This window comes from Rhizobium sp. BK196, from assembly GCF_014193255.1.
GTDB lineage: Bacteria > Pseudomonadota > Alphaproteobacteria > Rhizobiales > Rhizobiaceae > Rhizobium.
In genome coordinates, this window is the sequence record NZ_JACHZB010000001.1 from 715,344 (window position 1) to 740,748 (window position 25,405).

Genomic DNA, 25,405 nt, shown 5'->3' on the forward strand with positions numbered 1-25,405 from the left:
ACCCCCAAAAATAACTTCCACTCTGCCGAACCGAGGCTTGCGCGAAGCTGGTCTGCGCGGTTCGTGGTCTTTGTCTGACTTGGGTGCATTAGAGCATCATTATGGTTAACGAATCGTTTACTTTCGTTAACTCCGCCTTGCCGTATGCTTCATTTTTCTGCCGTTTCGATCCCTCGAATATCGCAGTGAATAAGTCGCAAGCACGCTGGAAAACAAAAAAACCGCACGGAAAAACCACGCGGGTTCAATGGCATGCAGCGATGTTTTGCGATCAGTCCTTATCGCCGAAGAACTTCCAGACGAGGCCGCCAATCGCACCCCCAGCAAGCGGCGCGATCCAGAACAGCCAGAGTTGCTGCAGCGCCCAACCGCCGACGAAAAGCGCCTGCCCGGTCGAACGCGCAGGATTGACGGAGGTGTTCGTAACGGGGATCGAGACGAGATGAATCAGCGTCAACCCGAGGCCGATCGCAAGCGGCGCAAAGCCGGCAGGCACCCTGCTGCTGGTCGATCCCAGGATGATGATCAGGAAGAACATGGTCAGGAGAATTTCGATCAGCAGTGCCGAAAGCAACGAATAAGCGCCCGGAGAATGTTCGCCATATCCGTTGGCGGCGAACCCGCCGAGATCGAAACCCGCTTTGCCACTGGCGATGAGGTAGAGCGCTGCGGCAGCGGCGATGGCACCGATCACCTGCGCGGTGATATAAGGAATGAGACGCGTCGCGGGAAAACGTCCCGCAACGACAAGGCCGAGAGAGACGGCCGGATTGAAATGACCGCCGGACCGCCCACGGCATAGGCCATGGTGACGACGGTCAAACCAAAGGCCAGCGCCACGCCGGCAAAGCCGATTCCAAGTTCTGGATACGCGGCCGCCAGCACGGCACTGCCGCATCCGCCGAAGACCAACCAGAACGTACCGAAAAACTCAGCAGCAAGACTTTTTTGCACAAGACGTTTTTGCATATGTGCCCTTCCATTTCCTCAACTAGAGGGTTTTCCATAAATCGATTGCAATCCGATTCCGGTCAAGATTCGGAACCAACCCACGGCAAGCCTGAGGCAAGGCTGAGAAATCGCCACGCTTGGCAGACCGTGCCGCATCGAGGCGACCTCGCCCCATCGGCGGATCATCTCTCTTGTGTCATATTCTTGCGTGTGCGGGCATTTTCTCAGCCTTAAAATTGCGTTAAGAGCGACAGCTCTCAAGCAAATCGATAAAATACTGATTGGAATGAACATGACAGACGCGATCTCAGTATCGCCGAGCCCTTCGAGCAGCACGCAGGTCAATTCCCCCGCACGCGTCCTGATCGCTAGCCTCATCGGCACCACGATCGAATTCTTCGACTTCTACGTCTATGCGACGGCAGCCGTCCTCGTTTTCCCGCACCTCTTCTTTCCGTCGAGCGATCCAACCTCTGCGCTGCTGCAGTCGCTGGTGACCTTCTCGATCGCCTTCTTCGCCCGCCCCTTCGGCGCCGTGGTCTTCGGCCATTTCGGCGATAAGGTCGGCCGCAAGGCGACGCTGGTGGCAGCCCTGATGACCATGGGCCTGTCGACCGTGGTGATCGGTATTCTGCCGGGCTACGATGCGATCGGCATCGCCGCTCCGCTGCTGCTTGCGCTGTGCCGCTTCGGCCAGGGCCTCGGCCTCGGCGGCGAATGGGGCGGCGCGGTGCTGCTCGCGACGGAAAACGCTCCTCCCGGCAAGCGCAGCTGGTACGCCATGTTCCCTCAGCTCGGCGCGCCGATCGGCTTCATCCTTTCCTCCGGCTTCTTCCTGATCTTGGCGGAAACCATGAGCAACGAGGACTTCCTCGCCTATGGCTGGCGCATTCCCTTCATCGCCAGTCTGGCATTGGTCGCCGTCGGTCTCTACGTCCGCTTGAAGATTGCGGAAACGCCGGAATTCCAGAAGGCCGTCGAAAAGCACGAGCGCGTCGCCGTTCCAGTCGCCACCGTCTTCCGCGGTCATCTGCGCAGCCTGATTCTCGGCACGTTCATCGCCGTTGCCACTTTTGTGCTCTTCTACCTGATGACGGTCTTCACGCTGTCCTGGGGCACGACGAAACTCGGCTACACGCGTGAGCAGTTCCTCGTCGTTCAGCTCGTCGGCGTCGTCTTCTTCGGCCTGACGATCCCGCTCTCCGGCTGGCTGTCTGATCGTTACTCGCGTCGCATGATCCTGACACTGACGACGATCGCCATTGCCATCTTCGGCTTCTTCTATGCGAGCCTGCTGACGGCGGGCCTCACAGGCGCCTTCCTGTGCTCGATCATCGGGCTTGGCCTGATGGGCTTCACCTACGGTCCGATCGGCGCAGCGCTCGCAGCCCCCTTCCCAACCATGGTGCGCTACACCGGCGCCTCGATGACCTTCAACCTCGGCGGCATCTTCGGAGCTTCGCTCGCCCCCTATATCGCCACCTGGCTCGCGACCAACTACAGCCTGAACTATGTCGGCTATTACCTCGCCGCCTCGGCTGCGATCTCACTGATCTGCATCCGGTTATCGGGCCGCGAGGAAGTCTGAACTTCATACTTCCTGAACAAGAAGCCGCGACGCACACCGTCGCGGCTTTTTTTATTGATGCGACCGCCAGTTCCGGTTAGCGAAGACCTCCATGGGCCGAACAGGGAGAAGATCATGCGATGCCTCGTCACCGGCGCAGCCGGCTTCGTCGGCGCTCCCCTAATCGAACGTCTGCGCAAAGAGCGGATTTGCGATGTAACGGTCACGACACGATCCGCGACACCAGCATTCCCGCCTGACATCAGGCATTTCCTTATCGATATCACCGAGAAGACTGATTGGACTGCAGCGATCGAAGGCGTCGATGTCATCGTCCATCTTGCTGCCCGCGTTCATATCATGAATGATCGCTCGGCCGATCCTCTGGCGGATTTCCGCCGGGCCAACACCGCCTCAACACTCAATCTTGCCGAACAGGCAGCCCGAGCGGGCGTGAAGCGCTTCGTCTTCATCAGCACCATCAAGGTCAACGGCGAAGAAACTGATCGGCCGTTTCGGCACGATGATGCGCCGAAGCCGCTCGATCCCTACGGCATTTCCAAATTGGAAAGCGAAATCGGCCTGCGCGAGATCTCCGCCCGTACTGGCATGGATGTCGTCATCATCCGCCCCCCGCTGGTTTATGGCCCCGGCGCGCGCGGTAACTTCGCCCTGCTGGTCGGGCTTGTCCGCAAGAAATTGCCCCTGCCTTTTGCCTCGCTGAAAAACAGTCGCACGCTGGTCGCCGTGCAGAACCTCGTCGATCTCATCATCACCGGCATGCAGCATCCCGCCGCCGCTGGCGAGACCTTTCTCGCGGGAGATGGCGAAGACTTATCGACACCGGGACTAATCGAAGGGATCGCCGCTGGTCTCGGCGTCAAGCCCAAGCTGCTCCCCTTCCCGCCATCGCTGATGCATATGGCGGCCAGGATCATCGGAAAGGAAGCCGTCTACCAGCGCCTCTGCGGCTCGCTGCAGGTCGACATTTCCCACGCACGTGACGTGTTGGGCTGGAAACCCGTCGTCACGCCGCGTGAAGGACTGAGGCTCGCGGTAAAGTAGCGCCTACTCCGTCGTGACGCCCTGGAACGGGCGAACCTCGCGGTCCGGCATGAAAAGGCCGAGACGCTTGATTTCCCATTCGAGCTTGATGCCCGCCGTTTCGAAAACCTTGCGGCGCACTTCTTCACCGAGATATTCGAGATCATAGCCCGTCGCCTGCCCCATGTTGATCATGAAGTTGCAGTGAAGAGACGACATCTGCGCGCTGCCGATGACCAAACCACGGCAGTCCGCCTCGTCGATCAGCTTCCACGCGGAATGACCCTCGGGATTCTTGAAAGTCGAACCACCGGTCTTTTCGCGAATCGGCTGCACCGTCTCGCGGTGATTGCGCACGGCATCCATTTCAGCGCGAATCTTCGCGCGGTCGTCGGGATAGCCCTCGAACAGCACCGACGTGAAGATCAGGTCGTCAGCAGCGTCAGAGTGGCGATAGGAATAGCCCATCTCGGCATTCGACAGCACATGCCTGTTGCCCTTGCGGTCGATTGCCCGCACCTCGATGAGACGATCCTTCGTTTCCGCGCCATTGGCGCCGGCGTTCATGCGCGCAGCACCGCCGATACCGCCTGGAATGCCGTAGTAGAAGGCGAAACCGCCAATGCCATTGTCCATCGCCATGGCGGCAACATGCTTGTCAGGGCAGATGGCACCGGCGAGAATGCGGTTTTCGCCTGCGAGTTCGACAAAGCCGAAGCCCTTGGCCGACAGGCGCAGCACGACTCCCGGAATGCCGCCATCGCGCACCAGAATATTCGAGCCGACGCCGACGACCGTCAGCGGCACTTCATCCGGCAGGATCTTCAGGAAGGCAATCAGATCCTCTTCGTCATGCGGCTGGAACATCAGCTCGGCCAGTCCGCCGGCGCGGAACCAGGTGACGCGGTCCATGGGGGCATCCGGCGTCAGTCGGCCGCGAATGTCCTTTACGCCCTCTCCGAGAGAGGCAAGAAGCTTTTCCCCGTTAACCTGTTTCATGCGGACTTTCCTGAAAGGTCTTGCAACTGCTTCGGCAGCGCTGCTGCCCAATATGTAATGCTACCAGCACCCAGGAGAACCACAAAGTCCCCGGGCTTTGCAATCTCTGCTACCATCTGAGGTAGAGCTTCAGCCGAAGGAAGGAAGCGCGCGTCGCGATGACCACCCGATTTGATGCGGGAAACCAGCGATTCCGAATCCGCACCCTCGATGGCCTCTTCACCTGCAGCGTAGACGGGCGCGATGAAAATACTGTCCGCATCATTAAAGCAGGCGGCAAATTCCTCGAATAGGCTCGACAGGCGGGTATAGCGGTGAGGCTGGTGTACGGCGATGATCCGCCCCTTGCAGGCCTCGCGAGCGGCGCGCAGCACCGCCTTGATCTCGACCGGATGATGGCCGTAGTCGTCGAAGACCTGCACGCCGTTCCATTCGCCCGTCAGCGTGAAGCGACGCTTGACGCCGCCGAAGGAGGCAAGCCCTTTGGCTATATCCTCGCGGGACATGCCGAGCCGGTTGGCGACGGCAATGGCCGCTGTGGCATTCGAGATATTGTGACGGCCGGGCATCGGCATGATGAGATCATCGAGCCTGATGACCTGTCCCGTACGGCGGCGGCGAATTTCGACATCGAAAATCGAGCGCGTGCCGTCGATGCGCACATTCATGAAGCGCACATCGGCCTGTGGGTTTTCGCCGTAGGTGATGACCTTGCGGTCTTCGATACGACTGACCAGGGCCTGAACCTCGGGATGATCGAGGCACATGACACCGAAGCCGTAAAAAGGGACGTTCTCGACGAACTGCCGGAAGGCGGCGCGAACCGCATCGAAATTGCCGTAATGGTCGAGATGCTCAGGATCGATATTGGTCACGACAGCGACGTCGGCGGGCAGCTTCAGGAAGGTGCCGTCGGATTCGTCCGCTTCGACCACCATCCACTCACCCTCGCCCATTCGCGCATTCGTGCCGTAGGCATTGATGATGCCGCCATTGATGACCGTCGGATCCAGCCCGCCGGCTTCGAGCAGCGTAGCGACCAGCGAAGTGGTCGTCGTCTTGCCATGCGTGCCGCCGATGGCAATCGCATTGCGGAAGCGCATCAGCTCGGCGAGCATTTCGGCGCGGCGCACGACAGGCAGGAGTTTTTCGCGCGCGGCGATGAGTTCCGGATTGCTCTTCTTGATCGCGGTCGAGACCACGACGACTTCGGCATCGCCGAGGTTTTCCGCCTTGTGGCCTACGAAGACCTCGATGCCCTTGTCGCGCAGGCGCTGCACATTGGCACTGTCGGCCTGATCCGACCCCTGCACCCTGTGGCCGAGATTATGCAGCACCTCGGCGATACCGCTCATGCCGATACCGCCAATGCCGATGAAATGGACGAGGCCGATTGCCTTCGGCAGCTTCATGCACGTGCCCCCTTGAATTCTGCAACTGTCTTGCCGGCGGCAATAGCCTCAACCATGTCGGCAAGCAAGTTCGCTGCGTCAGGTTTTCCCGCAAGCTTGGCGGCAGCCGCCATGCTCGCGAGCTTCTCCGGATCGTTCATCACATGCGTCAGGATGGAAGCGATGCGTTCGGGCGAAAGCTCCGACTGTGCGATCACTTTGGCTCCGCCGGTCGCTGCCAGCGCCGCCGCATTGGCAGCCTGGTCATGGTCGAGCGCATGGGGATAAGGCACGAGCACGGCTGGGCGGCCGATGACGGATATTTCCGAAACCGTCGACGCTCCGGAGCGGCAGATGACCAGATGTGCCCTGGCAAGGCGCTCCGCCATATCATTGAAAAACGGCGCGATATCGGCACCCATCTGCAGCTGCGCCACACAACCCCGCACCATCTCCATATCCTCGGGGCGAACCTGCTGTGTCACCTTCAACCGCGTGCGCAGCGCATCATCGAGAAGGCTGATCGCCGTCGGCATCGCCTTGGAGAAATATTGCGCGCCCTGGCTGCCGCCGAAGACCACAAGATTGAAATCCTCGCCCGGATGCGACGGCATGTAAGGCTGTTCGGCCGCGGCAAGGATCGCCGGCCGCACGGGATTGCCGGTTGTAATCGTCTTGTCGGAAAACGTGCCGCCGCTCTCGGGCAGGAAGCCGCCGGCAATCGCCCGGACGCGCGGCGCGAGCGCCTTGTTGGCGCGCCCCATTACAGCATTCTGCTCATGCAGCATCGAGGGTACGCCGAGGCGGGTGGCGGCAAGCAACGGCGGCACGGTCGGATACCCACCGAAGCCAACGACGACAACGGGCTTCCACCTCTGGATCAGCCGCTTTGCGGCGCGCATTCCGGTCCAGAGCTTCCACAGAGTACGGGCAACGGCCACGGGATTCTTGGAACCGATCGTTGCCGACGGCACGACATGGATCTCATCGGCCGGAAACTTGCCGGCATAGCGTTCAGCACGACTGTCTGTAACGAGATGCACGGAATAGCCGCGCTCCTTCAGCTTGAAGGCGAGCGCTTCGGCCGGAAAGACGTGACCGCCGGTTCCTCCGGCGGCAAGAAGGACAATGCCCTTGCTCATAATACCTTACTCCGCCGGCATGCCGTGCGGCACGCGGAAGAGGCTCCGGTCCTGCGCACGTTTTTCCGGGCGATGGCGCGTCAGCGCCAGAATGAAGCCGGCCGTCACGCAGATCGCCACCATCGACGAACCACCATAGGAAATCAGCGGCAGCGTCATGCCCTTTGCCGGCAGCAGTTCGAGATTGACGCCGATGTTAATAATCGACTGTATGCCCATCTGCAGCACGAGGCCGGCGACGGCAAAGCGATTGAAGTCGTTGCGTTCGCGATAAGCATGCGACAGGCCGCGCAGCACCAGCACCGTGAAGATGGCGACGAGCGCGATGCAGAAGACGATGCCGAATTCCTCGGCCGCAACCGAGAAGATGAAGTCGGTATGGGCGTCCGGGATGATGCGCTTGACGATGCCCTCGCCCGGCCCCTGCCCGAACCAGTCGCCCCGAATGATCGCCTCGCGGGCGGTATCGATCTGGAACGTATCGCCCTCGCCGGTCAGGAACTTGTCGATTCGCCCCGCTACGTGCGGAAAGACATAATACGCCGTCACGAGGCCGCCTGCACCACCGGCGCCGAGCACGATGATCCAGAGCCAGGGCATGCCGGCCATGAAGAACATGCCGCCCCAGACGGCCGTCGTCAGGATCGTCTGGCCAAGGTCGGGTTGCGCCACGAGAAGGGCTGCGACCATGCCGAACAGGATGATAGCAAAAAGGTTGCCCGGGATTTCCGGCTGGCGGGCATGTTCGGAAAAGAGCCAGGCGCAGACGACGACGAAGGCCGGCTTCATAAATTCCGAAGGCTGAATGGAGATACCCGCAAGCGTCACCCAGCGGCGGGATCCCTTGACTTCGATTCCGAAGAATAGCGCCAGAAGCATCATGGCGAGTGCCACGATCAGCAGGATGATCGCGGTGCGCCGCACCTGGCGCGGCGTCAGGAAGGAAAGGCCGAGCATGACCGCAATCGACGGGATCATGAAGGCCGCATGGCGCTTGACGAAGTGGAAAGGCTCCAGGCCGATGCGCTCGGCAACCGCCGGCGACGCCGCAAAGGAGAGCATGAAGCCGATGCCCATCAGGAAGAGGAACAGGGCCAGGAAGAAACGGTCGATGGTCCAGAACCAATCGGCCAATGCTCCACGTTCCGCGCGGCTCACCATGTCATTTATCTCCTGTCGCCGAATTGATCAGCATGGTCACGCCGTCAAGGGCGGCCACATGGCCGACAAAGGCATCGCCCCTGACTTCAAAGTTCTTGTACTGGTCGAAGCTTGCGCAAGCCGGGGATAACATCACGGCCACTTGGCCGGTTTCATCCTTTTCGGCATCAGCTGCGGCATGCGCCACGGCCCGTTCCAGCGTGCCTGATATTTCGTAGGGTGCCGCCTCGCCGAGTGTGGCGGCAAATTCCGCCGCCGCCTCGCCGATCAGGTAGGCCTTGGCGATGCGCGGAAAATAGGGCGCAAGTGTCATGATGCCACCGGCTTTCGACAATCCGCCGGCGATCCAGTAGATCCTGCTGTAGCTCGAAAGTGCCGGAGCCGCAGCATCCGCATTCGTGGCCTTGGAATCGTTGACGAAGACGACATTGCCGCGCTGGCCGACGGGCTGCATGCGGTGCTTGAGACCGGGGAACGATGCCAGCCCCGCACGGATGTCTTCGGCGGAAACGCCGACGGCAAGGCAGGCGGCGACCGCAGCAGCCGCGTTCTGCGCATTATGGCTGCCGCGCAGCGTCTGGATGCCATCGAGATCGACGAAGGGCAGCATCGCCCCGGATGCTGCCTGGATGAGCTTCGTGCCTTCGGCATAAATACCGTCGGCCAGCACATTGCGGCGCGAGATCCTGATAACCTTTACCCCTGCCCGCTCGATGCGGTCGGCAATCAGCGCCGAATGGCTGTCATCGACGCCGACAACAGCAACATCGCTGCCGGCGACCAGCCGTTCCTTGACATCGGCATAATGCTGCATCGTGCCGTGGCGATCGAGATGATCGGGCGTCAGGTTGAGAAGGATGCCGGCGGATGGATTAAGCGTCGGCGCCAGATCGATCTGGTAGGAAGAACATTCAACGACAAAGTAGCGCTCGGCCTTCGGCGGATCGAGCGTCAGCACGGCCGTGCCGATATTGCCCCCGAGCTGCGTGTCACGCCCGCTCGATTTCAGGATATGGGCAATCAGCGCCGTCGTCGTCGATTTGCCGTTGGTCCCCGTGATCGCGACGAAGGGGCAATCGGGAGCATGCGCCCGGCGCTCCCGCACGAAGAGTTCGACATCGCCGACGATATCGACGCCGGCAGCACGCGCGAGGTCGACTGTCCAGTGCGGCTTCGGATGGGTGAGCGGCACGCCGGGCGAAAGCACGAAGAGCGCCTGCGCGCTCCAGTCGATCGTGTGCAGGTCGGCAGTCGCTACACCCTCTGCCGCAGCCTTGGCGACGCTGTCAGGATTGTCGTCCCAGGCCGTAACATCCGCACCTCCGGCGACGAGCGCCTTGGCCGTGGCCAGACCTGAGCCGCCGAGACCGAAGAGAGCAACCTTCTTTCCTGCAAGCGTCGTGACCGGGATCATGACGGCCTCACCGGAGCTTCAGGGTGGAAAGGCCGAGCATGGCGAGGCCGACGGCGATGATCCAGAAGCGGATCACCACCTGGCTTTCCGTCCAACCCTTCTTTTCGAAGTGATGGTGGATCGGCGCCATGAGGAAGACGCGCCGGCCGGTCATCTTGAAAAAGCCGACCTGGATGATGACCGAGAGCGTCTCCATGACGAACAGGCCGCCGACGATCGCCATGACGATCTCATGCTTCGTGGCAACGGCAACCGTGCCGATCGTGCCGCCGAGCGCGAGCGACCCCGTGTCGCCCATGAAGATGGCCGCCGGCGGCGCGTTGAACCACAGGAAACCGAGGCCCGCGCCTATGACGGCGCCGAGGACGACGGCAAGCTCGCCCGTTCCCACTACGAAATTGATCTGCAGGTAATTTGCAAAAACGGCGTTACCGGCAAGATAGGCGATGATGCCGAAGGCGGCCGCGGCGATCATGACCGGCACGATGGCAAGCCCATCGAGGCCGTCGGTCAGGTTCACGGCATTGCCGGCGCCGACGATGACGAAGCCACCGAAGACGACGAACATAATGCCGATATTGATCAGGAAGTCCTTGAAAAAGGGGAATGCGATCGAGGAGCCGAAGGTCGAGCCGGCAGCGCCGGAGGCCAGCGCCGTGCGCATCATGAAATAGACGGCAATACCCGCAATGATAAACTCGATGCCGAGGCGCGCCTTGCCGGAAAAGCCCTTGTGGCTTTGCTTGGTGACCTTGAGATAGTCGTCATAGAAGCCGATCGCGCCGAAGCCGAGCGTCACCAGCAGCGTCGCCACCACGTAGACGTTGGAAAGATCGGCCCAGAGCAACGACGCGCCGACAATGCCGGCCAGGATCATCAGGCCGCCCATGGTCGGCGTTCCCGCCTTCTTGAAATGCGTCTGCGGCCCGTCGGCGCGGATCGGCTGGCCTTTTCCCTGCCGGATGCGCAGCGAATTGATGATGGCAGGTCCGAAGAGGAAGACGATCAGAGCGGAGGTGAAAAGAGCGGCACCAGCTCGGAAGGTAATATACCTGAACAAATTCAGAAATTTGAAATATTCCGACAGTTCGACTAGCCAAATCAGCATTCAAGGCCCCTTTTTACCCGATCATGGTTCGCGTTGCGTGTCTGAAACTGGCGGGTACTTGTCAAGAAGCGCGGCGACAATCTTGCCAAAACCGATCCCCAGAGACGACTTCACCATCAACACGTCGCCAGGTGCGACCGAGTTCAATACGAATTCCAACAATTCTTCCGTCTTCTCGCGATGCTCGACCGCGACGCTATCGGGAAGCGATTCTTTCAGCGTCACCATCTCGGGTCCTGCGAGCCAGACATGTTCGAGACCGGCGGCCAGCAGCGGCCCGGCGAGATCCGCATGGACCTGCTCGGCAAATTCGCCCATCTCCAGCATATCGCCGAGCACCGCGATGCGGCGCCCCCGGCCGGTCGGTTCGGCGCTCGCAAGCAGCGCGATCGCCGCGCGCATGGAGGCAGGGTTGGCGTTATAGCTCTCATCGATCAGCGTGAAGCTGCCATTGCCGATCGGAAGCCTGTAGCGCTTGCCCCTGCCCTTTTCCGGCTTCAACGTCGCAAGCGCTTCGATTGCCTTGTCGAGGCTGGCGCGGACGATTGTCACGACGCCCAATGCAGCGAGCGCATTCTCAGCGATGTGGCGACCCGGTGCGCCGATGCGCACTTCCTTGGTATCGCCTGCGACAGTCATCCACAGCGTCGAACTTTCGTCCGAGCCGTTGAACTCAGCGAGGCGGAATTCCGCCTTGGCATGCTGGCCGAAGGAATGGATCTTCGTGATACCGAGCGCCTGGGCGGCCTGCTTCAGGAAATTGAACTGATCGTTGTCGCGGTTGAGAACGACGTCGCCGCCCGGCTCCAGCCCCTCGAAGATTTCCGCCTTGGCGGCGGCGATTTCCTGGACGTTCTGGAAATTGCCGAGATGGGCCGGCGCGATCGTCGTGACGACAGCCACATGCGGCCGGATCATCTTGACCAGCGGCCGGATCTCGTCCGGATGGTTCATGCCGACTTCAAAAACACCGAAATAGGTATCGATCGGCATGCGGGCCAAGGTCAGCGGCACGCCCCAATGATTGTTGAAGGAAGCAACCGACGCATGCACCTTGCCGGAAGGAGACAGCACCTGGCGCAGCATCTCCTTGGTCGTCGTCTTGCCGACCGAGCCAGTGACGGCGATGATCTTCGCCCGCGAGCGCTCGCGCGATGCCTGTCCCAGCTTACCGAGCGCGGCAAGCACATCCTCGACCACGATCATCGGCACCGTCAGGCGCCCCATGGCCGGCAGGCGGGCCTCGCTGACAACAAGCAGCGACGCGCCGTTTGCCATCGCCATCGAAGCATAATCGTGCCCATCCACGCGGTCGCCCTTGATCGCGAAGAAGGCCTCACCGGGCGCGATCGAGCGGCTGTCGATGGAAATGCCGGTAATGCCCTGCGGCAGCGAGCCGAACGGACGGCCCGCCATCGCGGCGATCATGTCTTCGGTGGTCCAGAGCCAGTTCATGGTACCCGCTCCTCCAAAGCCTTGCGCACTTCGGCGTGATCGGAAAACGGCAGCGTGACGCTGCCGACCGTCTGCCCCTCTTCATGTCCCTTGCCGGCAACGATCAGCGTATCGCCGGACTTCAGCTGCAGAACCGCCTCGCGGATCGCCTTTGCGCGGTCGCCAATCTCGGAAGCGCATGTCGCGGCTGCCATGATCTCGGCGCGGATCGCAGCAGGCTCCTCCGAGCGCGGATTGTCATCGGTGACGATCACGACGTCGGCGAGCCGGCAGGCGATCTCGCCCATGATCGGACGCTTGCCGCGGTCGCGGTCGCCGCCGCAGCCGAACACGACGATGACGCGGCCCGTCGTGAACGGACGCACCGAGTTTAGCACATTTTCCAGCGCGTCCGGCTTATGAGCGTAATCGACATAGGCAAGCGCGCCGTCTTTGGTATGACCGACCAGCTCAAGACGGCCGGAAGCGCCCTGCAGCTTTTCGAGTGCCGCCATGGCGAGTTTTGCCGGCACACCCGTCGACATGGCGAGCGCAGCGGCAACCAGCGCATTGGCGATCTGGAAATCCCCGGCGAGCGGAATATCGACTTCGAAGATCTCACCTTCGGCATGGACTTCCGCGACCTGCTTGTGACGGAAATGCTCGACACGCTTCAGTGTCAGATAAGTACCCTTGCGACCGACCGTGCGCACATCATGGCCAGCAGTGACCGCTGCCTTGATCGCCTGCTCCGACCACGGATCGTCGGCGAAGACGATGGCCGGCGAGCCCTTCGGCAGCACCCGGTCGAAGAGATGCATTTTGGCGGCCATATAGTCTTCGACCGTCGGATGGTAATCCATATGGTCGCGGCCGAGATTGGTGAAGGCGGCTGCCGCGAGCTTTACGCCGTCGAGGCGATACTGGTCGAGCCCGTGGCTGGACGCCTCCATCGAGGCATGCGTGACGCCTTCATCGGCAAGTTCCGCCAGCAGCTTGTGCAGCGAAACCGGATCGGGCGTCGTCAGCGAGCCATATTCATTGCGCGTCGGCGAGATGACGCCGGTCGTGCCGATCATTGCAGCCGCATGGCCGGCATGCGCCCAGATCTGCCTGACGAAGGAGGCAACCGAGGTCTTGCCGGCCGTGCCCGTCACGGCAACCATGGTCGCCGGCTGTCGGCCGTAGAAATGCGAAGCGGCAACGGAGAGAAAACGGCGCGGCTCGGAAACGACCAGAACCGGTACGGAGGTCTTGGCTGCATGCGATGCGATAACGGCGGCAGCACCCTTGGCAACTGCATCGGCGATGAAGCCCGCACCATCGGCCTTCGAGCCGGCAATCGCCACGAAAGCCATTCCGGGTGCGATCTTCCGGCTGTCGGAAGACAAGCCAGATATATCCAGCGCCCCGGCCGGTCCTTCAAGTTCAGCTTTGAGTTCCGGAAACGCATTTCCGGCGAGGTCCCGCAATTTCATCGAATGCACTTCTCTGGTTCAGGTCGACCGCCCCTTACGAATCGACGCCGACATTGATTCACACTCAATAAGACACCAACAAGGCCGAGCCGTCTTCGCCAAATTCCGGCTCGACACCGAGAATGGGAGCTGCACGCCGCACGATGTTCTTGACCATAGGTGCTGCCGTATAGGCGGCGATACGCTGATGCTGCTCACCATCCAGCGGTTCGTCGCAGAATGTCAGCACCACATATTTCGGATTGTCGATCGGGAAAGCCGCAAGAAAAGCGTTGAAATTCAGGTTGCTGGCATAGCGGCCGTTGACGACCTTGTCGGCCGTGCCGGTCTTGCCGCCAACGTGGAAACCCGGCACGTCGGCATTGCGGCCCGACCCCTTCATGCCGTTCAGTTTGAAAAGATAGCGGATGTCGTCGCTGGTGCTCTTCTTGACGACCATCTCGGCGACTTCGTCGGCCTGCTCGCGATTGCGCGGTAAGAATGTCGGTTCGATCAGTTTGCCGCCGTTGATGAGCGCGGCGCCGGCAACAGCCGTCTGCAGCGGCGTGGTGGCCACGCCATGGCCGAAGGAGATCGTGATCGAGTTGATCTTCTTCCAGACGCGTGGCTGGCTCGGCATCTTCACTTCGGGCAGTTCGGTCTGCATCTTGGTCAGCAAGCCGAGGCGCGTCAGATATTCCTTCTGCAGGTCCATGCCGACGAGGTCGATCATCCTCGCCGTGCCAATGTTGGAGGAATATTCGAAGATCTCAGGCACCGTCAGCCAGCGGCGCTGGCCGTGGAAGTCGTGAATGGTGAAGCCGCCGATGCGGATCGGGTTGGTAGCGTCGAAACTGTCCTTCAGCGAAACCTTGCCGCTGTCGATCGCCATGGCGGTCGAGAAGGTCTTGAAGGTGGAGCCCATTTCGAACGTGCCGTTCGACATGCGGTTCAGCCAGCCGTCCTTGGAGCCTTCCTGCGGATTGTTCGGGTCGAAATCCGGCGCAGACGCCATGGCAACCACCTCGCCCGTATGCGCATCGAGAACGACCGCGCCCGCACCCTTGGCCTTGTAGTTGACGACGGCATTGGCAACGACATCACGCACAATCGCCTGCACGCGCAGATCGATCGAAAGGCGCACCGGCTCCAGCGGCTGATTACTCGTCATGCCGACCGAGGCGAGATCGGCGAGCCCCTGGTCGTCGATATATTTTTCCATGCCGGCAACGCCGCGGTTGTCGATATTGACGTAACCGAGGATGTGCGCAGCCGTCGCGCCGCCCGGATAGAACCGGCGCTTTTCCGGACGGAATCCGATGCCGGGAATGCCGAGCGCCAGGATCTGGCTCTGCTGCTTCGGCGTCAACTGGCGACGCAGCCAGGCGAAATGCGAGGTGCGGTTCGAAAGCTTCTTATAAGTGTCCTTGACGTCGAGGTCGGAAAGTACGGTCTGCAGCTTCTCGACGGCCTCGTCAGGATCGACGATCTTGTTCGGCTCGGCAAACAGCGAAACCGTGCGAATGTCCGTCGCCAGCACTTCGCCATTGCGGTCGATAATATCAGGGCGCGAGGCCATCAGCCGGTCGGGCGGGAGGATGGACGAGACCGATTCCGGCTCCTTCATCGCATATTCGACCATACGGCCGCCGATAATGGCATAGACGACGGTAAAGCCGAAGATGAGCAGTCCGACACGGCTCTTGGCCTGCCCGGACTTGCGTTTGCGCGAACCTTCGATCGCCATGCCCGAGGGGGCGCCGAAACGGCTGTAGACGCCTGCGGAAAAATGCGCCTGGCTCTTCAGCACCATGATGCGGGAAAGAAAGGACATTATTCCACCGCCCCCGTTTCGATCTGATCCGCATCTTCAGCTTCGCGCGGCGCCGGCATCGGGGTCGGCTGACCCTTGGCACCCGTACCGGCTTTAGCACCCGGCTTGGCGCCGGCCTTGGCTTCCGTCAGATCAGGTGGAGGAACTTGCGACTTCAGCATCGGCAGTTCGCGCGCATGGGCAAGCGCGGTCGAATCCGTCGGCTGCAGCTGCAGCTCGCCATTATAGGCGTTGACCAGCCGCTCCAGCCGGTTCGGCTGCGATTGCAGCGCCCAGTCGGCCTTCAGGAGATCGATCGTGTCTTTCTCCAGCTTGATCTCCGCTTCGAGGCGCTGAACCTCCTCGAGCTTCAGCTCGGCGCGGTGCTTGATCGTGTAGGTGACGGCGGCCGCGGCCGTCATAATGCCAATGAGGACAAGATCGAACGTTCTCAGCATATCAAGCTCCAAGCTTTCCGAGGCTGGCAAGATTGGGGAAACCGAAGAGCGACATGTCTTCTGCTTCAGCGGGAGCGGCGGTGCGCTGGCCGGCACGCAGCTTGGCGGAACGGGCGCGCGGATTGGCCTGAGCTTCCTCCTCGCCGGCCGAAACCATCGACTTGCCGACCGGCTCGAAGGTCGCCGCGCGCTCATGCGCGATCGGCAGATGGCGCGAACCCGACGCCTTGCCGCCCCGGTCGGAGAAGAACTTCTTGACGATCCGGTCTTCCAGTGAATGGAAGGTGACGACAACGAGGCGACCGCCGGGCTTCAGCGCCCGCTCGGCGGCAAACAGCGCCTGCGCCAGCTCGCCAAGCTCGTCATTGACGAAGATGCGCAGCGCCTGGAAGACACGTGTCGCCGGATGGATTTTGTCCTTCATCTTGCGCGGCGTCACCAGCTCGATCAGACCGGCAAGATCGCGCGTCGTCTCGAAGGGCTTTTCGGCACGATGTTTGTCGATGGCGTGCGCGATGCGCGGCGCCTGATTTTCCTCGCCGAGATAATGGAATATCCGGATAAGATCGGCGACCTTGGCACGATTGACGACATCGGCAGCCGAAACACCCGCAGCCGACATGCGCATATCGAGCGGGCCGTTCTTCTGAAAGGAAAAGCCACGCTCGGCCTCGTCGATCTGCATGGAGGAAACGCCGATATCGAGCACAACGCCATCGAGACCGCCTTCCGGCGCATGATCGGCAAGCGCAGAAAACCGCGAATGAATGAGCTTGAGGCGACCGCCATGCTTGGCGACGAGCGCCTGGCCTGCAGCAATCGCCGTCGGATCGCGGTCGAGCGCGATCACATCAGCACCGGCATCGAGAATAGCGGAAGTATATCCGCCCGCGCCAAAAGTGCCATCGAGAATGACCTTGCCGGAAGAAGGCTCCAGCGCCGCAAGCACTTCCTTGAGAAGAACCGGAATGTGGCGAACCGGTCCGCCACCGGCTTCAGATGAACCTCCGCCAGGATTCGCCACCATTCCGTTCCCTCGTTTTCTCAGGAACGCTTGCCCGCCAGCTTGCGCTCCCCTCGTGCCTGCGCCTGCGCGGCCGCGAATGCCTGCGGCTGCCAGAGCTGAAAGTGATCCGCCCGACCCACGAAGGTCACCTCGTCCAAAATACCAGTGAAGTCGCGAATAAAATCCGTGACCATCAACCGCCCCTCGGCGTCGAGCTTCATGAAGACCCCGCCCCCATGAATGAGAAGCGACATCTCGTTTGCATCCGGCGAAAACGGATCCTCCGCCGCAATCTGCCGCTCGAACCTTTCCAGAAGATCCGAGCCACCGACGCTGATCGCCGGAAACACAAAGTCCTGGAAGCAATAAAGCTCCTGAACGTTGCGCTGCGCCAGCACCGACCGAAACGCCGCCGGCACGGAAACCCGGCCCTTGGTATCGATCCTGTTGGTCGCATTCGAAAGGAAGCGGCTCATGACACGAAACACCCGTTTCCGAAAGAGCCCGGAAAGCATTTTGCCGCCCAAAACCCCCTAAGTCAGGCACAGCTTCGCAAGCCGAAAGAACCAAGGTCCTCCCGACGCTTCCGACCCGGAAGACGCCTTTGCTTTGCGATGGATGGGCAGATGATTGCCCTGATGCAGTGCGCATTTGGGATAGCATGGGACCATATGGGCGTCAATGGGATGAGCCCGTTTTGAGGCGGACACAGTATCAAACATTTATAAGCTGTTAAGTTTAACAAAGGGTTAGGAAAGCGATTCTCCGACACTGCCTGAGGTACCGCCGTCGAACGGGAAAATCGGTCTCGCAAGGCCCGTGAGACCTTGCGTTGGTTTCAGGCATTTCAATGACTTGTCAGGAAAGAGATCGGATTTTGTGGCAGTGGGAACGCCGGGAAGTTAATCGCCAGTTGGCCTGTAAGCCGGGTTCTGTATGGCTCCGGCGAACCGGAACGTGGCAGCCATTCATCTGGGACAGCGCTTGCACGCTGCCTCACGCAACCCACCCGGATGACTGACCCAGAAACAGGCCGGAAGGCTTTCGCCGACCGCGTCATCCCTATTCGGTTTTGCTCCCGGTGGGGTTTGCCGTGCCATATCCGTTGCCGGAGATGCGGTGGGCTCTTACCCCACCCTTTCACCCTTACCTGTCAAGACAGGCGGTTTGCTTTCTGTGGCACTTTCCCTGAGGTCGCCCTCGCCGGATGTTATCCGGCACCGTGTTTCCGTGGAGCCCGGACTTTCCTCACCTTACCGCCTTTCGGCATTGGTAAAGCGCGGCTGCCCGGCCAACTGGCAGGGCTCCCTTAAACGAGGAAGACCGCAAAAGCCAACGAAATATGAGGACCGAGCTTAACGGAAATAAGGTGCGAAATCCGTGGCGTAGCCCTGATCCTTGATTCTGCCTGCCAGAATGAGCTCAGCCCCCAGCCTGCCGATCTCGTCGGAGCTCTTGGCGGATGTTCCCATGCAGCCTGTCAGAACAGCGATATGCGGCGACGCGGTATAACCGATCATCGGGTAACGGCTCTTGGTGTAGGAGACGGCACAGGATGCACTCGAAATGGACCGCGCCTGAAGTTCCGGCACGATACGTGCAACGATACGCTCGAAGTGTTCGCGGGCAACTTCGCGCCCGTCGGTGCGGAACCAGGCACGCATGTCCTTGTCATTGTTCAACACCAGATTGTCCGGATCACCGCCGATCTTAAGATAAAGCCTGCCGTCGGGATAGCGGATCGGCGGCAGCAGGTAGATGGCGATGCCGGGCGCATCGAGGATCAGCGACGGCATCCCGGCAAAGCGATGCGCATCCTCTTCCGCCACTTCGAAAAGGGTCACGGTGCGCCCGTAAACCGTCATATAAACGGATTGCGGCAAGAGATTCTGCGAAATGGAAAAACCGCCGGCCGCAAGCAGCACTTTCTCGGCGCGATAGACCTCGCCGCCCGCCGTTGTGACGACAGCCGCCCCGCCCTCCTCCCGCGTCGAGATGACATAATCTCGGATGACGGTCGCCCCCGCCTTTTCAGCAAGCAGCGACTGCGCCTTCACGAGCTTGCGCGGGCTGATATGCCCTGCGCCTTTCGCCTCGAAAATGCCGGCGCTGCTGGAGGGAAACGCGAAATAGGGAAATTGCGACTTCAGTCCGCTCTCATCTAGCGAAACGGTTTCGACTCTGAGCGAGACCGCCGCTTGCCGCGCATCCCTGAGATAATCGCTCCCGGCAGGTGCCACGCCGACGCAGCCCGCTTCCGTGTAGAAATCAATGCCGCTCTCTTTGGCGATCTCGCCATAGCGGGCGATCGAGCGATTGGCGAGCAAGGCCCAGTCGCGATCCGGATCGATGGTCCGGGTGATGCGGCCTTCATCATAATGGCTGGCGAAGACGCCTTCGTGCACCCTACGGTCTTCCGGTTCGTCCGGGCCAATGACGGCGACACCGTCTGTCTGGCGCGCCAGGTATTTTGCGGCCGCTGCACCCATCATGCCGCGGCCGATGACGATGAACCTGAAATCGACTGCCATATCGCACCTCGCTAAAGGCTAGCGATAACATGGCAATCGTACTGAATCATCCAGCTCTTGTCAGAGACAGGCGATTCTGTTCAGAGCATCGCAAGAACCTTGCCGCAATAAGACTTGGAGACCGGATTCATGCGCGTCGCGCCGTGGCCGGCATTGTACTTGAGGATGGTATTGCAGGTCTGTCCGCCACCGAGATCGTGGGCGGCCGCCAGGTACTTCATGCCGTATTTGATGTTGGTTTCCGGATCGAACAGACCCTTGGCACTACCGGAATAGCCCATCATGCGAGCCGTGGCCGGCTTGATCTGCATCAGGCCGATTTCGCCATGGCTGCCGCGCGCCATCGGATTGAAATTGCTTTCGACACGAATGACAGCAGTCGCAAGAGCCACCGGCACATTATATTGCCCGGCATATTTGCTGATGAGTGCGGAATAGGAATTGCCGGAATCATTGGCGACGGGATAGCCACTCTGGCGCTCGGCCGTCTTCAGCGGACGCTCTGTTTTCTTCTGCACACGCTGCGCCGTCCTCTGCGGGCGTTCTTTCTTATGCACGCGCTCCGCTGTCTTCTGCGGACGCTCAACTTTCTTCACGGGCGCATCGGCTCGCACGCCCCAGTCATTCGCGAAAGCAAAGCTATTTCCCGCCAGCACCATGCCAACGCATGCTGCAGCAACAACAATCAGTTTTCTCATGTAGTCTTAATCACTCCGACCCAAAGAATTGCCGGACTGCGCGCCTCGCCGTCATAGAGAATTCCTGACCAAGAACTGATCAGGCTTCGCAGCAATTCTTATCGTTTCACATGACGCCTTCGATTTAGCTTGGGAACAACCATCGGCGTCGCTTAGCGGAAGCTCTTAGACCATCGCAATGAGGAGATAATAGGGAAATGATGTGGCAGTGCGGATTTCGCATCCAGACATGGAAAATCGGCACTATCGGAAACTATCACCGGTCAGGAATAACGCGGCAGCGCCGACAGCAGGCGATGCAGCGTATCGATCGTCGAGAAATCGGCAATTCCATCCACTCTTTCCGGGCGGAAATGTCGCTGGAAAGCTTCGACGTCGCCGGCCGTCTTATCAGTGAACTCGCCTGATATTTCAGTGCCGTAGCCATAGAGCGACAGCATGGATTGCAGCGCCTCGATCGGCTGCCCGCAGTCGCCGCGCTGGAAGAAGCGCCCGCCGGTAATAGCGGCCGGTTCCACCCAATGGCCGACACCGGCCTGATGCAGCTCGCGCCAGGGGAATTTTTCGCCCGGATCGACCTTGCGCACCGGAGCAACGTCGGAGTGACCGAGCACCCTTTCAGGCGCGATTGACCAACGATCGCCGCAATCGCGACATAATTCGATCACTGCTGAAATCTGCTCTTTCGGGTAGTCCGGAAGCCCGCCCGGATGGCCGGCATTGGCGATTTCGATGCCGATCGACATCGAGTTGATGTCCGTCTCGCCATGCCAGAAACTCTTGCCCGCATGCCATGCGCGGCGGTTTTCCGGCACGAGCTGCACGACCTCACCGTTCGGCTGCACGAAATAATGGCTGGAGACCTGGCTTTCGTCCCGACAGAGCCAGTCGAGCGCTCCTTCCGCACTCGGCATGCCGGTATAATGAAGCAGGATCATATCGGGTTTGCGACCATCGGCACGTTCGCCGTGGTTCGGCGAAGGCTGGACGCGCGCTTGTCTGTAATCGGCCTCGAATGAGGTCATGCGGCGCGGCGTTCCTTTTCGATCGCCGCATAAGCATCGTTCAGCGCTGCCATGCGTTCATTGGCAATCGCATGAAACTCTTCCGGCACGCCACGCGAGATAAGCCGGTCTGGATGATGCTCACTGACGAGCACATGATAATGGCGGCGGATCGTCGGGAAATCATCTGCCGGCGAAACGCCGAGAACTTTGTACGGGTCCCGCCCATCAGCAACGTGGCGCGCAGCGATCTGATCGAAGCGGGCCTGGCTCATCTGGAAAATCTCGGCGATATGGCGCAGGAAATTCATTTCATTCTCGTGGATCAGCCCATCCGCCTTGGCGATATGGAACAGACCATCGAGCACATCTTCCAGCACCGGGCAATTGGCGGCGCAGGTCGAGCAGAGTGTGGACAGCTTCGCTGCATAGGCCTCGTAACCGGCAACGTCCTGGCGGGCGAGATTATAGAGGCGCGCGACATTCTTCGCCTCGCTCGGAGGAAACTCGAAGATATCGCGGAAAGCCTGCACTTCTTTCTCGCTCACAATACCGTCTGCCTTCGCCATCTTGGCCGAAAGCGCAATGACAGCCACCGAAAAAGCAACCTTGCGACGCGTCTCCGGATCGCCCTCAAAAACCGTGCGAATAGCCTCGACCACCGCGGAGAGCGCATTGCCCGCGGTATTGCCCATGGCATTCACCAGTTTTTCCCAGAAAGACATCGTCATCTTCTCGCAATGCAGCAAGTTCCAGAAGAACACCTTGACCAAATAATCGTTGCCATTGCAAGGCAGCTATTGATCGCAGGCTCGAAAACAGTTTTCACAATTCGGTAATTGTCGCTGATGCTGCGACCATCCGCCGTGTCCGCCATTGGCCCCATTATCGGCACAGCGGCCGGCGATTTCCACAACACTTATAGATAGGTTAAATGGCATTGAACCGATTATATCGCTGCTATCAGCACTCGCTCCGGAGAAAGCCGCGTTTTTCGTAAATTCTTTACTTTACAGGTCACTTTCTCTGCCGCATCCATGCGGTACCTGAACCATGTCGCGCAAGACTGTGCAGCGGTTTTGCAATCACGACATCCGGAAAACAAAGACTTAAAGCGGCTTCAGACCTGAGAGATCGCAGCGCGCTTTAATTGTAGGCAGTCGCGCATCGGGCGCCAAAGGAGGGATTATGGCCAAACAAAAAGTCGCAATGCTGACCGCCGGAGGCCTGGCGCCCTGTCTATCATCCGCCGTAGGCGGCCTCATCGAGCGCTATAGCGATGTGGCACCCGATATCGAACTCATCGCCTACAAATCCGGTTATCAGGGCGTTCTGCTCGGTGATAGCGTCGCGATCGATAAGAAGATGCGTGAGAAGGCGCCGCTCCTGCACCGTTATGGCGGCTCGCCGATCGGCAACAGCCGCGTGAAGCTGACCAATGCCGCCGACTGCGTCAAGCGCGGCCTCGTCAAGGAAGGCGAAAATCCGCTCAGGGTCGCCGCAGAACGTCTTGCCAACGACGGCGTCACCGTCTTGCACACAATCGGCGGCGACGACACGAATACGACGGCCGCGGACCTGGCCGCCTATCTCGCGGCAAACGGTTATGATCTTACGGTCGTTGGCCTGCCGAAAACCGTCGACAACGACGTCGTGCCGATCCGTCAGTCGCTCGGAGCCTGGACGGCTGCGGAGGTCGGCGCCCATTTCTTCGACAATGTCAGCAATGAACAGACCGCCGCCCCGCGCACGCTCGTCATTCACGAAGTCATGGGCCGCCACTGCGGCTGGCTGACGGCTGCTACCGCCCGTGCCTATCTCCAGCGCACCAAAGGCAACGAATATGTCGACGGCCTGATGATGAACGCGGGTATGAAGAGCATTGACGCCGTCTACCTGCCGGAGATGGCCTTCGACCTCGATTCCGAAGCCGCGCGTCTGAAGGAAACCATGGACCGCACCGGCCATGCCACGGTCTTCGTATCGGAAGGCGCCTGCCTCGATGCCATCGTCGCCGAGCGCGAGGCCGCCGGCGAGACGGTCAAGCGCGATGCCTTCGGCCATGTGAAGATCGACACGATCAATGTTGGCGCCTGGTTCCAGAAGCAGTTCGCAAGTCTGCTCGATGCCGAACGCTCGCTTGTCCAGAAATCCGGCTATTTCGCCCGCTCCGCACCGGCAAACGGCGAAGATCTGCGCCTGATCCAGAGCATGGTCGACCTCGCCGTTGAAAGCGCTCTCAACAAGGTGTCGGGTGTCACTGGCCATGACGAAGCGCAGAATGGCAAGTTGCGCACAATAGAATTCCCCCGCATCAAGGGTGGCAAGCCGTTTGATCTTTCAACCGGATGGTTCGCTGAAGTAATGAGCCAGATCGGCCAAAAATACAGGTCCGCCTGATTGACGGATGGCTAATATGGTGTCTTTGCTTCTTCTCTAGGAATAGGAGGAGATTCCATGTCGCTTGAAGCCTGGCTCGCCTTTGCGGCCGCATCCGCCATCATGCTCGCCATACCGGGACCGACCATTCTTCTGGTTGTCTCCTATGCGCTTGGTCATGGCCGGAAAACGGCGCTGGCGACCGTTTCAGGCGTGGCGCTCGGCGATTTTACGGCCATGACGGCATCGCTTTTTGGCCTCGGCGCACTGCTTGCCGCATCGGCGACGCTGTTCACCGTGTTGAAATGGATCGGCGGCGCCTACCTGATCTGGCTTGGAATCAAGCTCTGGCGGGCGCCGATCGTCGGCGAACATATTGCTGACAACGACAATCTGCCGGAAGAAAGGTCGCTGCGTATATTCCTTCACGCCTATGTGGTGACGGCACTGAATCCGAAGAGCATCGTATTTTTCGTTGCCTTCGTGCCGCAGTTCCTCAACCCCGCTCTTCCCTTTTTCGATCAGATGCTGATCATGGAAGCGACCTTTCTCGTGCTCGCCACCATCAACGCCTCCTGCTACGCGCTCGCTGCCCATGCCGCGCGCGGTCTGATTCGCAAGGCCAATGTGCAGCGCGCGGTCAACCGCACCGGGGGCACCTTGCTCATCGCAGCAGGCGCTGTAACCGCTGGGTATCGCCGTATTGCAGCTTAGAGCCTTTCCCGGCCAGATTGCAGCATTCTGCCGAGAAAGGCTCTAATAATATTCCGTGGTTGCTGGAAAGCCACGAATAGGTTAATGGCTTTCCTCGGGCTTAAGGTATTTGATAACTTTTAAGACGCCGCCGGCGCGGCGCGATTCACGAAAGTGAGAGAATGGTAGCGATCGGATTTTCCGGCCTGAAACGCAGTCTCATGGTCTCTACCATGCTCTGCGGTGTCATTTCGGGATGCGCGAGCGTGGAATACACCTCTCAGGCGGAATTGACCGCCGCGCAGACCGTGATTCCCGTGCCGAAGCCGGGTGAAGACGCAACGCTGGCTGCTGTCCCGACCGCTGAAGGCGCAAATGGCCCGGCCGTTGCCACTCTCAATCCCCAGGCAGCAACCGCCGCACCCGTTCTCACCGCAGCCGCCATGCCGAATGTCGTCTCCCCCGTGCAGCAGCAGGCCGGTGATTTCGCGATGCAGGGCGGTGTCCAGCAGGTTGCGGTCAATGGCTACGCGCCGATCCCGCTGACGCCCGAGATGACGGCGATACAGTCCGTTGTTCCGACGCCACGGCCGGGCTCTCCCGCCAGCCCCTCGACGCAGCTTGCCTTCGCAGCCACGACGCCGCAGAACGGCGCGCTCGCAGCGCTCGCTGCCATCGATTCGACGCCGCGCTTCACTATGGATTACGGCTTCGACGAATCCGGTCCGATCGATCCGCCAACCGCCCCGCCGATGTTCAGTGATAACGACAATGACGACGCGCCGACCGTCGAAAAGAGTCTCGTCAGCAAGCTCATCAGCAAATATTCGAAGCTTTATGAGATTCCGGAATCGCTGCTCCACCGCGTCGTTCATCGCGAGAGCCGCTACAATTCCAAGGCCTACAACAAGCGCGGCTACTTCGGTCTCATGCAGATCAAGTACAACACCGCAAAGTCGATGGGTTACGATGGCAACCCTACCGGCCTCTTCGACGCCGAAACCAATATCAAATATGCAGGCAAGTACCTGCAGGGCGCCTGGCAGGTAGCAGACAAGAAGGAAGACGACGCCGTTCGTCTCTATGCCCGCGGTTACTATTATGACGCTAAGCGCAAGGGCATGACCGACATCGCCCAAGGCAATTACTGATAGT

21 protein-coding genes, 1 other RNA gene and 1 pseudogene are annotated in these 25,405 nt (G+C 60.3%); 5 read left to right on the forward strand and 18 right to left on the reverse strand.

What is annotated here, in order from left to right:
- Window positions 1–271: 271 nt before the first annotated feature.
- Window positions 272–954, reverse strand: a pseudogene (gene aqpZ, locus FHT78_RS03805) (aquaporin Z).
- Between the two features lie 289 nt (window positions 955–1,243).
- On the opposite strand from aqpZ, the gene FHT78_RS03810 reads away from it, so the two are divergent.
- Entirely contained in the window at window positions 1,244–2,539 is a 1,296-nt protein-coding gene (locus FHT78_RS03810; protein ID WP_183740735.1) for an MFS transporter, read from the forward strand.
- Between the two features lie 114 nt (window positions 2,540–2,653).
- Window positions 2,654–3,583 carry an SDR family oxidoreductase gene (locus FHT78_RS03815; protein ID WP_183740738.1) on the forward strand — a complete coding sequence of 310 codons (930 nt, stop codon included), beginning with the start codon at window positions 2,654–2,656 and terminating at the stop codon, window positions 3,581–3,583.
- 3 nt (window positions 3,584–3,586) lie between these two features.
- Here FHT78_RS03815 and murB read toward each other — a convergent pair whose 3' ends face one another.
- The 17 genes from murB to FHT78_RS03900 form a co-directional block, all read right to left on the reverse strand.
- Window positions 3,587–4,561 (reverse strand): UDP-N-acetylmuramate dehydrogenase, encoded by a 975-nt coding sequence (gene murB, locus FHT78_RS03820; protein ID WP_183740742.1) that lies wholly within the window; start codon window positions 4,559–4,561, stop codon window positions 3,587–3,589.
- A complete protein-coding gene (gene murC, locus FHT78_RS03825; protein ID WP_183740745.1) occupies window positions 4,558–5,973 on the reverse strand; it encodes a UDP-N-acetylmuramate--L-alanine ligase in 1,416 nt (471 codons plus the stop codon). Before murC ends, murB begins: the two co-directional genes overlap by 4 nt.
- Window positions 5,970–7,094: an undecaprenyldiphospho-muramoylpentapeptide beta-N-acetylglucosaminyltransferase gene (murG, locus tag FHT78_RS03830; RefSeq protein ID WP_183740748.1), complete on the reverse strand. Its 1,125-nt coding sequence runs from the start codon at window positions 7,092–7,094 to the stop codon at window positions 5,970–5,972. The genes murC and murG overlap by 4 nt, the downstream gene beginning before the upstream one ends.
- 6 nt (window positions 7,095–7,100) lie before the next feature.
- Complete coding sequence (ftsW, locus tag FHT78_RS03835) at window positions 7,101–8,255, reverse strand: putative lipid II flippase FtsW (RefSeq protein WP_183740751.1); 1,155 nt, start codon at window positions 8,253–8,255, stop codon at window positions 7,101–7,103.
- 1 nt (window position 8,256) lies between these two features.
- Window positions 8,257–9,669, reverse strand: a complete 1,413-nt coding sequence (gene murD, locus FHT78_RS03840; protein WP_183740754.1) for a UDP-N-acetylmuramoyl-L-alanine--D-glutamate ligase — start codon at window positions 9,667–9,669, stop codon at window positions 8,257–8,259.
- A 7-nt stretch (window positions 9,670–9,676) separates the two neighbouring features.
- Window positions 9,677–10,777, reverse strand: coding sequence for a phospho-N-acetylmuramoyl-pentapeptide-transferase (mraY, locus tag FHT78_RS03845; protein ID WP_183740757.1), 1,101 nt, complete (start codon window positions 10,775–10,777; stop codon window positions 9,677–9,679).
- Between the two features lie 21 nt (window positions 10,778–10,798).
- Complete coding sequence (locus FHT78_RS03850) at window positions 10,799–12,232, reverse strand: UDP-N-acetylmuramoylalanyl-D-glutamyl-2,6-diaminopimelate--D-alanyl-D-alanine ligase (protein WP_183740760.1); 1,434 nt, start codon at window positions 12,230–12,232, stop codon at window positions 10,799–10,801.
- Window positions 12,229–13,689, reverse strand: a complete 1,461-nt coding sequence (locus FHT78_RS03855) for a UDP-N-acetylmuramoyl-L-alanyl-D-glutamate--2,6-diaminopimelate ligase (RefSeq protein WP_183740763.1) — start codon at window positions 13,687–13,689, stop codon at window positions 12,229–12,231. Before FHT78_RS03855 ends, FHT78_RS03850 begins: the two co-directional genes overlap by 4 nt.
- Window positions 13,690–13,753: 64 nt before the next feature.
- Window positions 13,754–15,502 (reverse strand): penicillin-binding protein 2, encoded by a 1,749-nt coding sequence (locus FHT78_RS03860; protein WP_183740766.1) that lies wholly within the window; start codon window positions 15,500–15,502, stop codon window positions 13,754–13,756.
- The gene (locus tag FHT78_RS03865; RefSeq protein WP_183740769.1) at window positions 15,502–15,939 is read right to left on the reverse strand and encodes a hypothetical protein; all 438 of its coding nucleotides are present in this window, start codon (window positions 15,937–15,939) and stop codon (window positions 15,502–15,504) included. The genes FHT78_RS03860 and FHT78_RS03865 overlap by 1 nt, the downstream gene beginning before the upstream one ends.
- Window position 15,940: 1 nt before the next feature.
- On the reverse strand, window positions 15,941–16,966 hold the full coding sequence (gene rsmH, locus FHT78_RS03870; protein WP_183740772.1) for a 16S rRNA (cytosine(1402)-N(4))-methyltransferase RsmH: 1,026 nt from the start codon (window positions 16,964–16,966) through the stop codon (window positions 15,941–15,943).
- 17 nt (window positions 16,967–16,983) lie between these two features.
- A complete protein-coding gene (gene mraZ, locus FHT78_RS03875) occupies window positions 16,984–17,421 on the reverse strand; it encodes a division/cell wall cluster transcriptional repressor MraZ (RefSeq protein ID WP_183740774.1) in 438 nt (145 codons plus the stop codon).
- 429 nt (window positions 17,422–17,850) lie between these two features.
- An RNA gene (gene rnpB, locus FHT78_RS03880) (RNase P RNA component class A) lies at window positions 17,851–18,244 on the reverse strand.
- A gap of 56 nt (window positions 18,245–18,300) precedes the next feature.
- Complete coding sequence (locus FHT78_RS03885; protein WP_183740776.1) at window positions 18,301–19,476, reverse strand: FAD-dependent oxidoreductase; 1,176 nt, start codon at window positions 19,474–19,476, stop codon at window positions 18,301–18,303.
- 80 nt (window positions 19,477–19,556) lie between these two features.
- Complete coding sequence (locus tag FHT78_RS03890; RefSeq protein WP_183740780.1) at window positions 19,557–20,174, reverse strand: lytic transglycosylase domain-containing protein; 618 nt, start codon at window positions 20,172–20,174, stop codon at window positions 19,557–19,559.
- Between the two features lie 263 nt (window positions 20,175–20,437).
- Complete coding sequence (locus FHT78_RS03895; RefSeq protein ID WP_183740782.1) at window positions 20,438–21,199, reverse strand: N-acetylmuramoyl-L-alanine amidase; 762 nt, start codon at window positions 21,197–21,199, stop codon at window positions 20,438–20,440.
- Entirely contained in the window at window positions 21,196–21,903 is a 708-nt protein-coding gene (locus FHT78_RS03900) for a DnaJ family molecular chaperone (protein WP_183740785.1), read from the reverse strand. Before FHT78_RS03900 ends, FHT78_RS03895 begins: the two co-directional genes overlap by 4 nt.
- 463 nt (window positions 21,904–22,366) lie before the next feature.
- On the opposite strand from FHT78_RS03900, the gene FHT78_RS03905 reads away from it, so the two are divergent.
- The 3 genes from FHT78_RS03905 (at window position 22,367) to FHT78_RS03915 (ending at window position 25,401) form a co-directional block, all read left to right on the forward strand.
- Window positions 22,367–23,578, forward strand: coding sequence for a pyrophosphate--fructose-6-phosphate 1-phosphotransferase (locus tag FHT78_RS03905; protein ID WP_183740788.1), 1,212 nt, complete (start codon window positions 22,367–22,369; stop codon window positions 23,576–23,578).
- A 57-nt stretch (window positions 23,579–23,635) separates the two neighbouring features.
- Window positions 23,636–24,271, forward strand: a complete 636-nt coding sequence (locus tag FHT78_RS03910) for a LysE family translocator (protein ID WP_183740791.1) — start codon at window positions 23,636–23,638, stop codon at window positions 24,269–24,271.
- A gap of 161 nt (window positions 24,272–24,432) precedes the next feature.
- Window positions 24,433–25,401 (forward strand): lytic transglycosylase domain-containing protein, encoded by a 969-nt coding sequence (locus FHT78_RS03915; protein ID WP_183740794.1) that lies wholly within the window; start codon window positions 24,433–24,435, stop codon window positions 25,399–25,401.
- Window positions 25,402–25,405 lie beyond the last annotated feature (4 nt).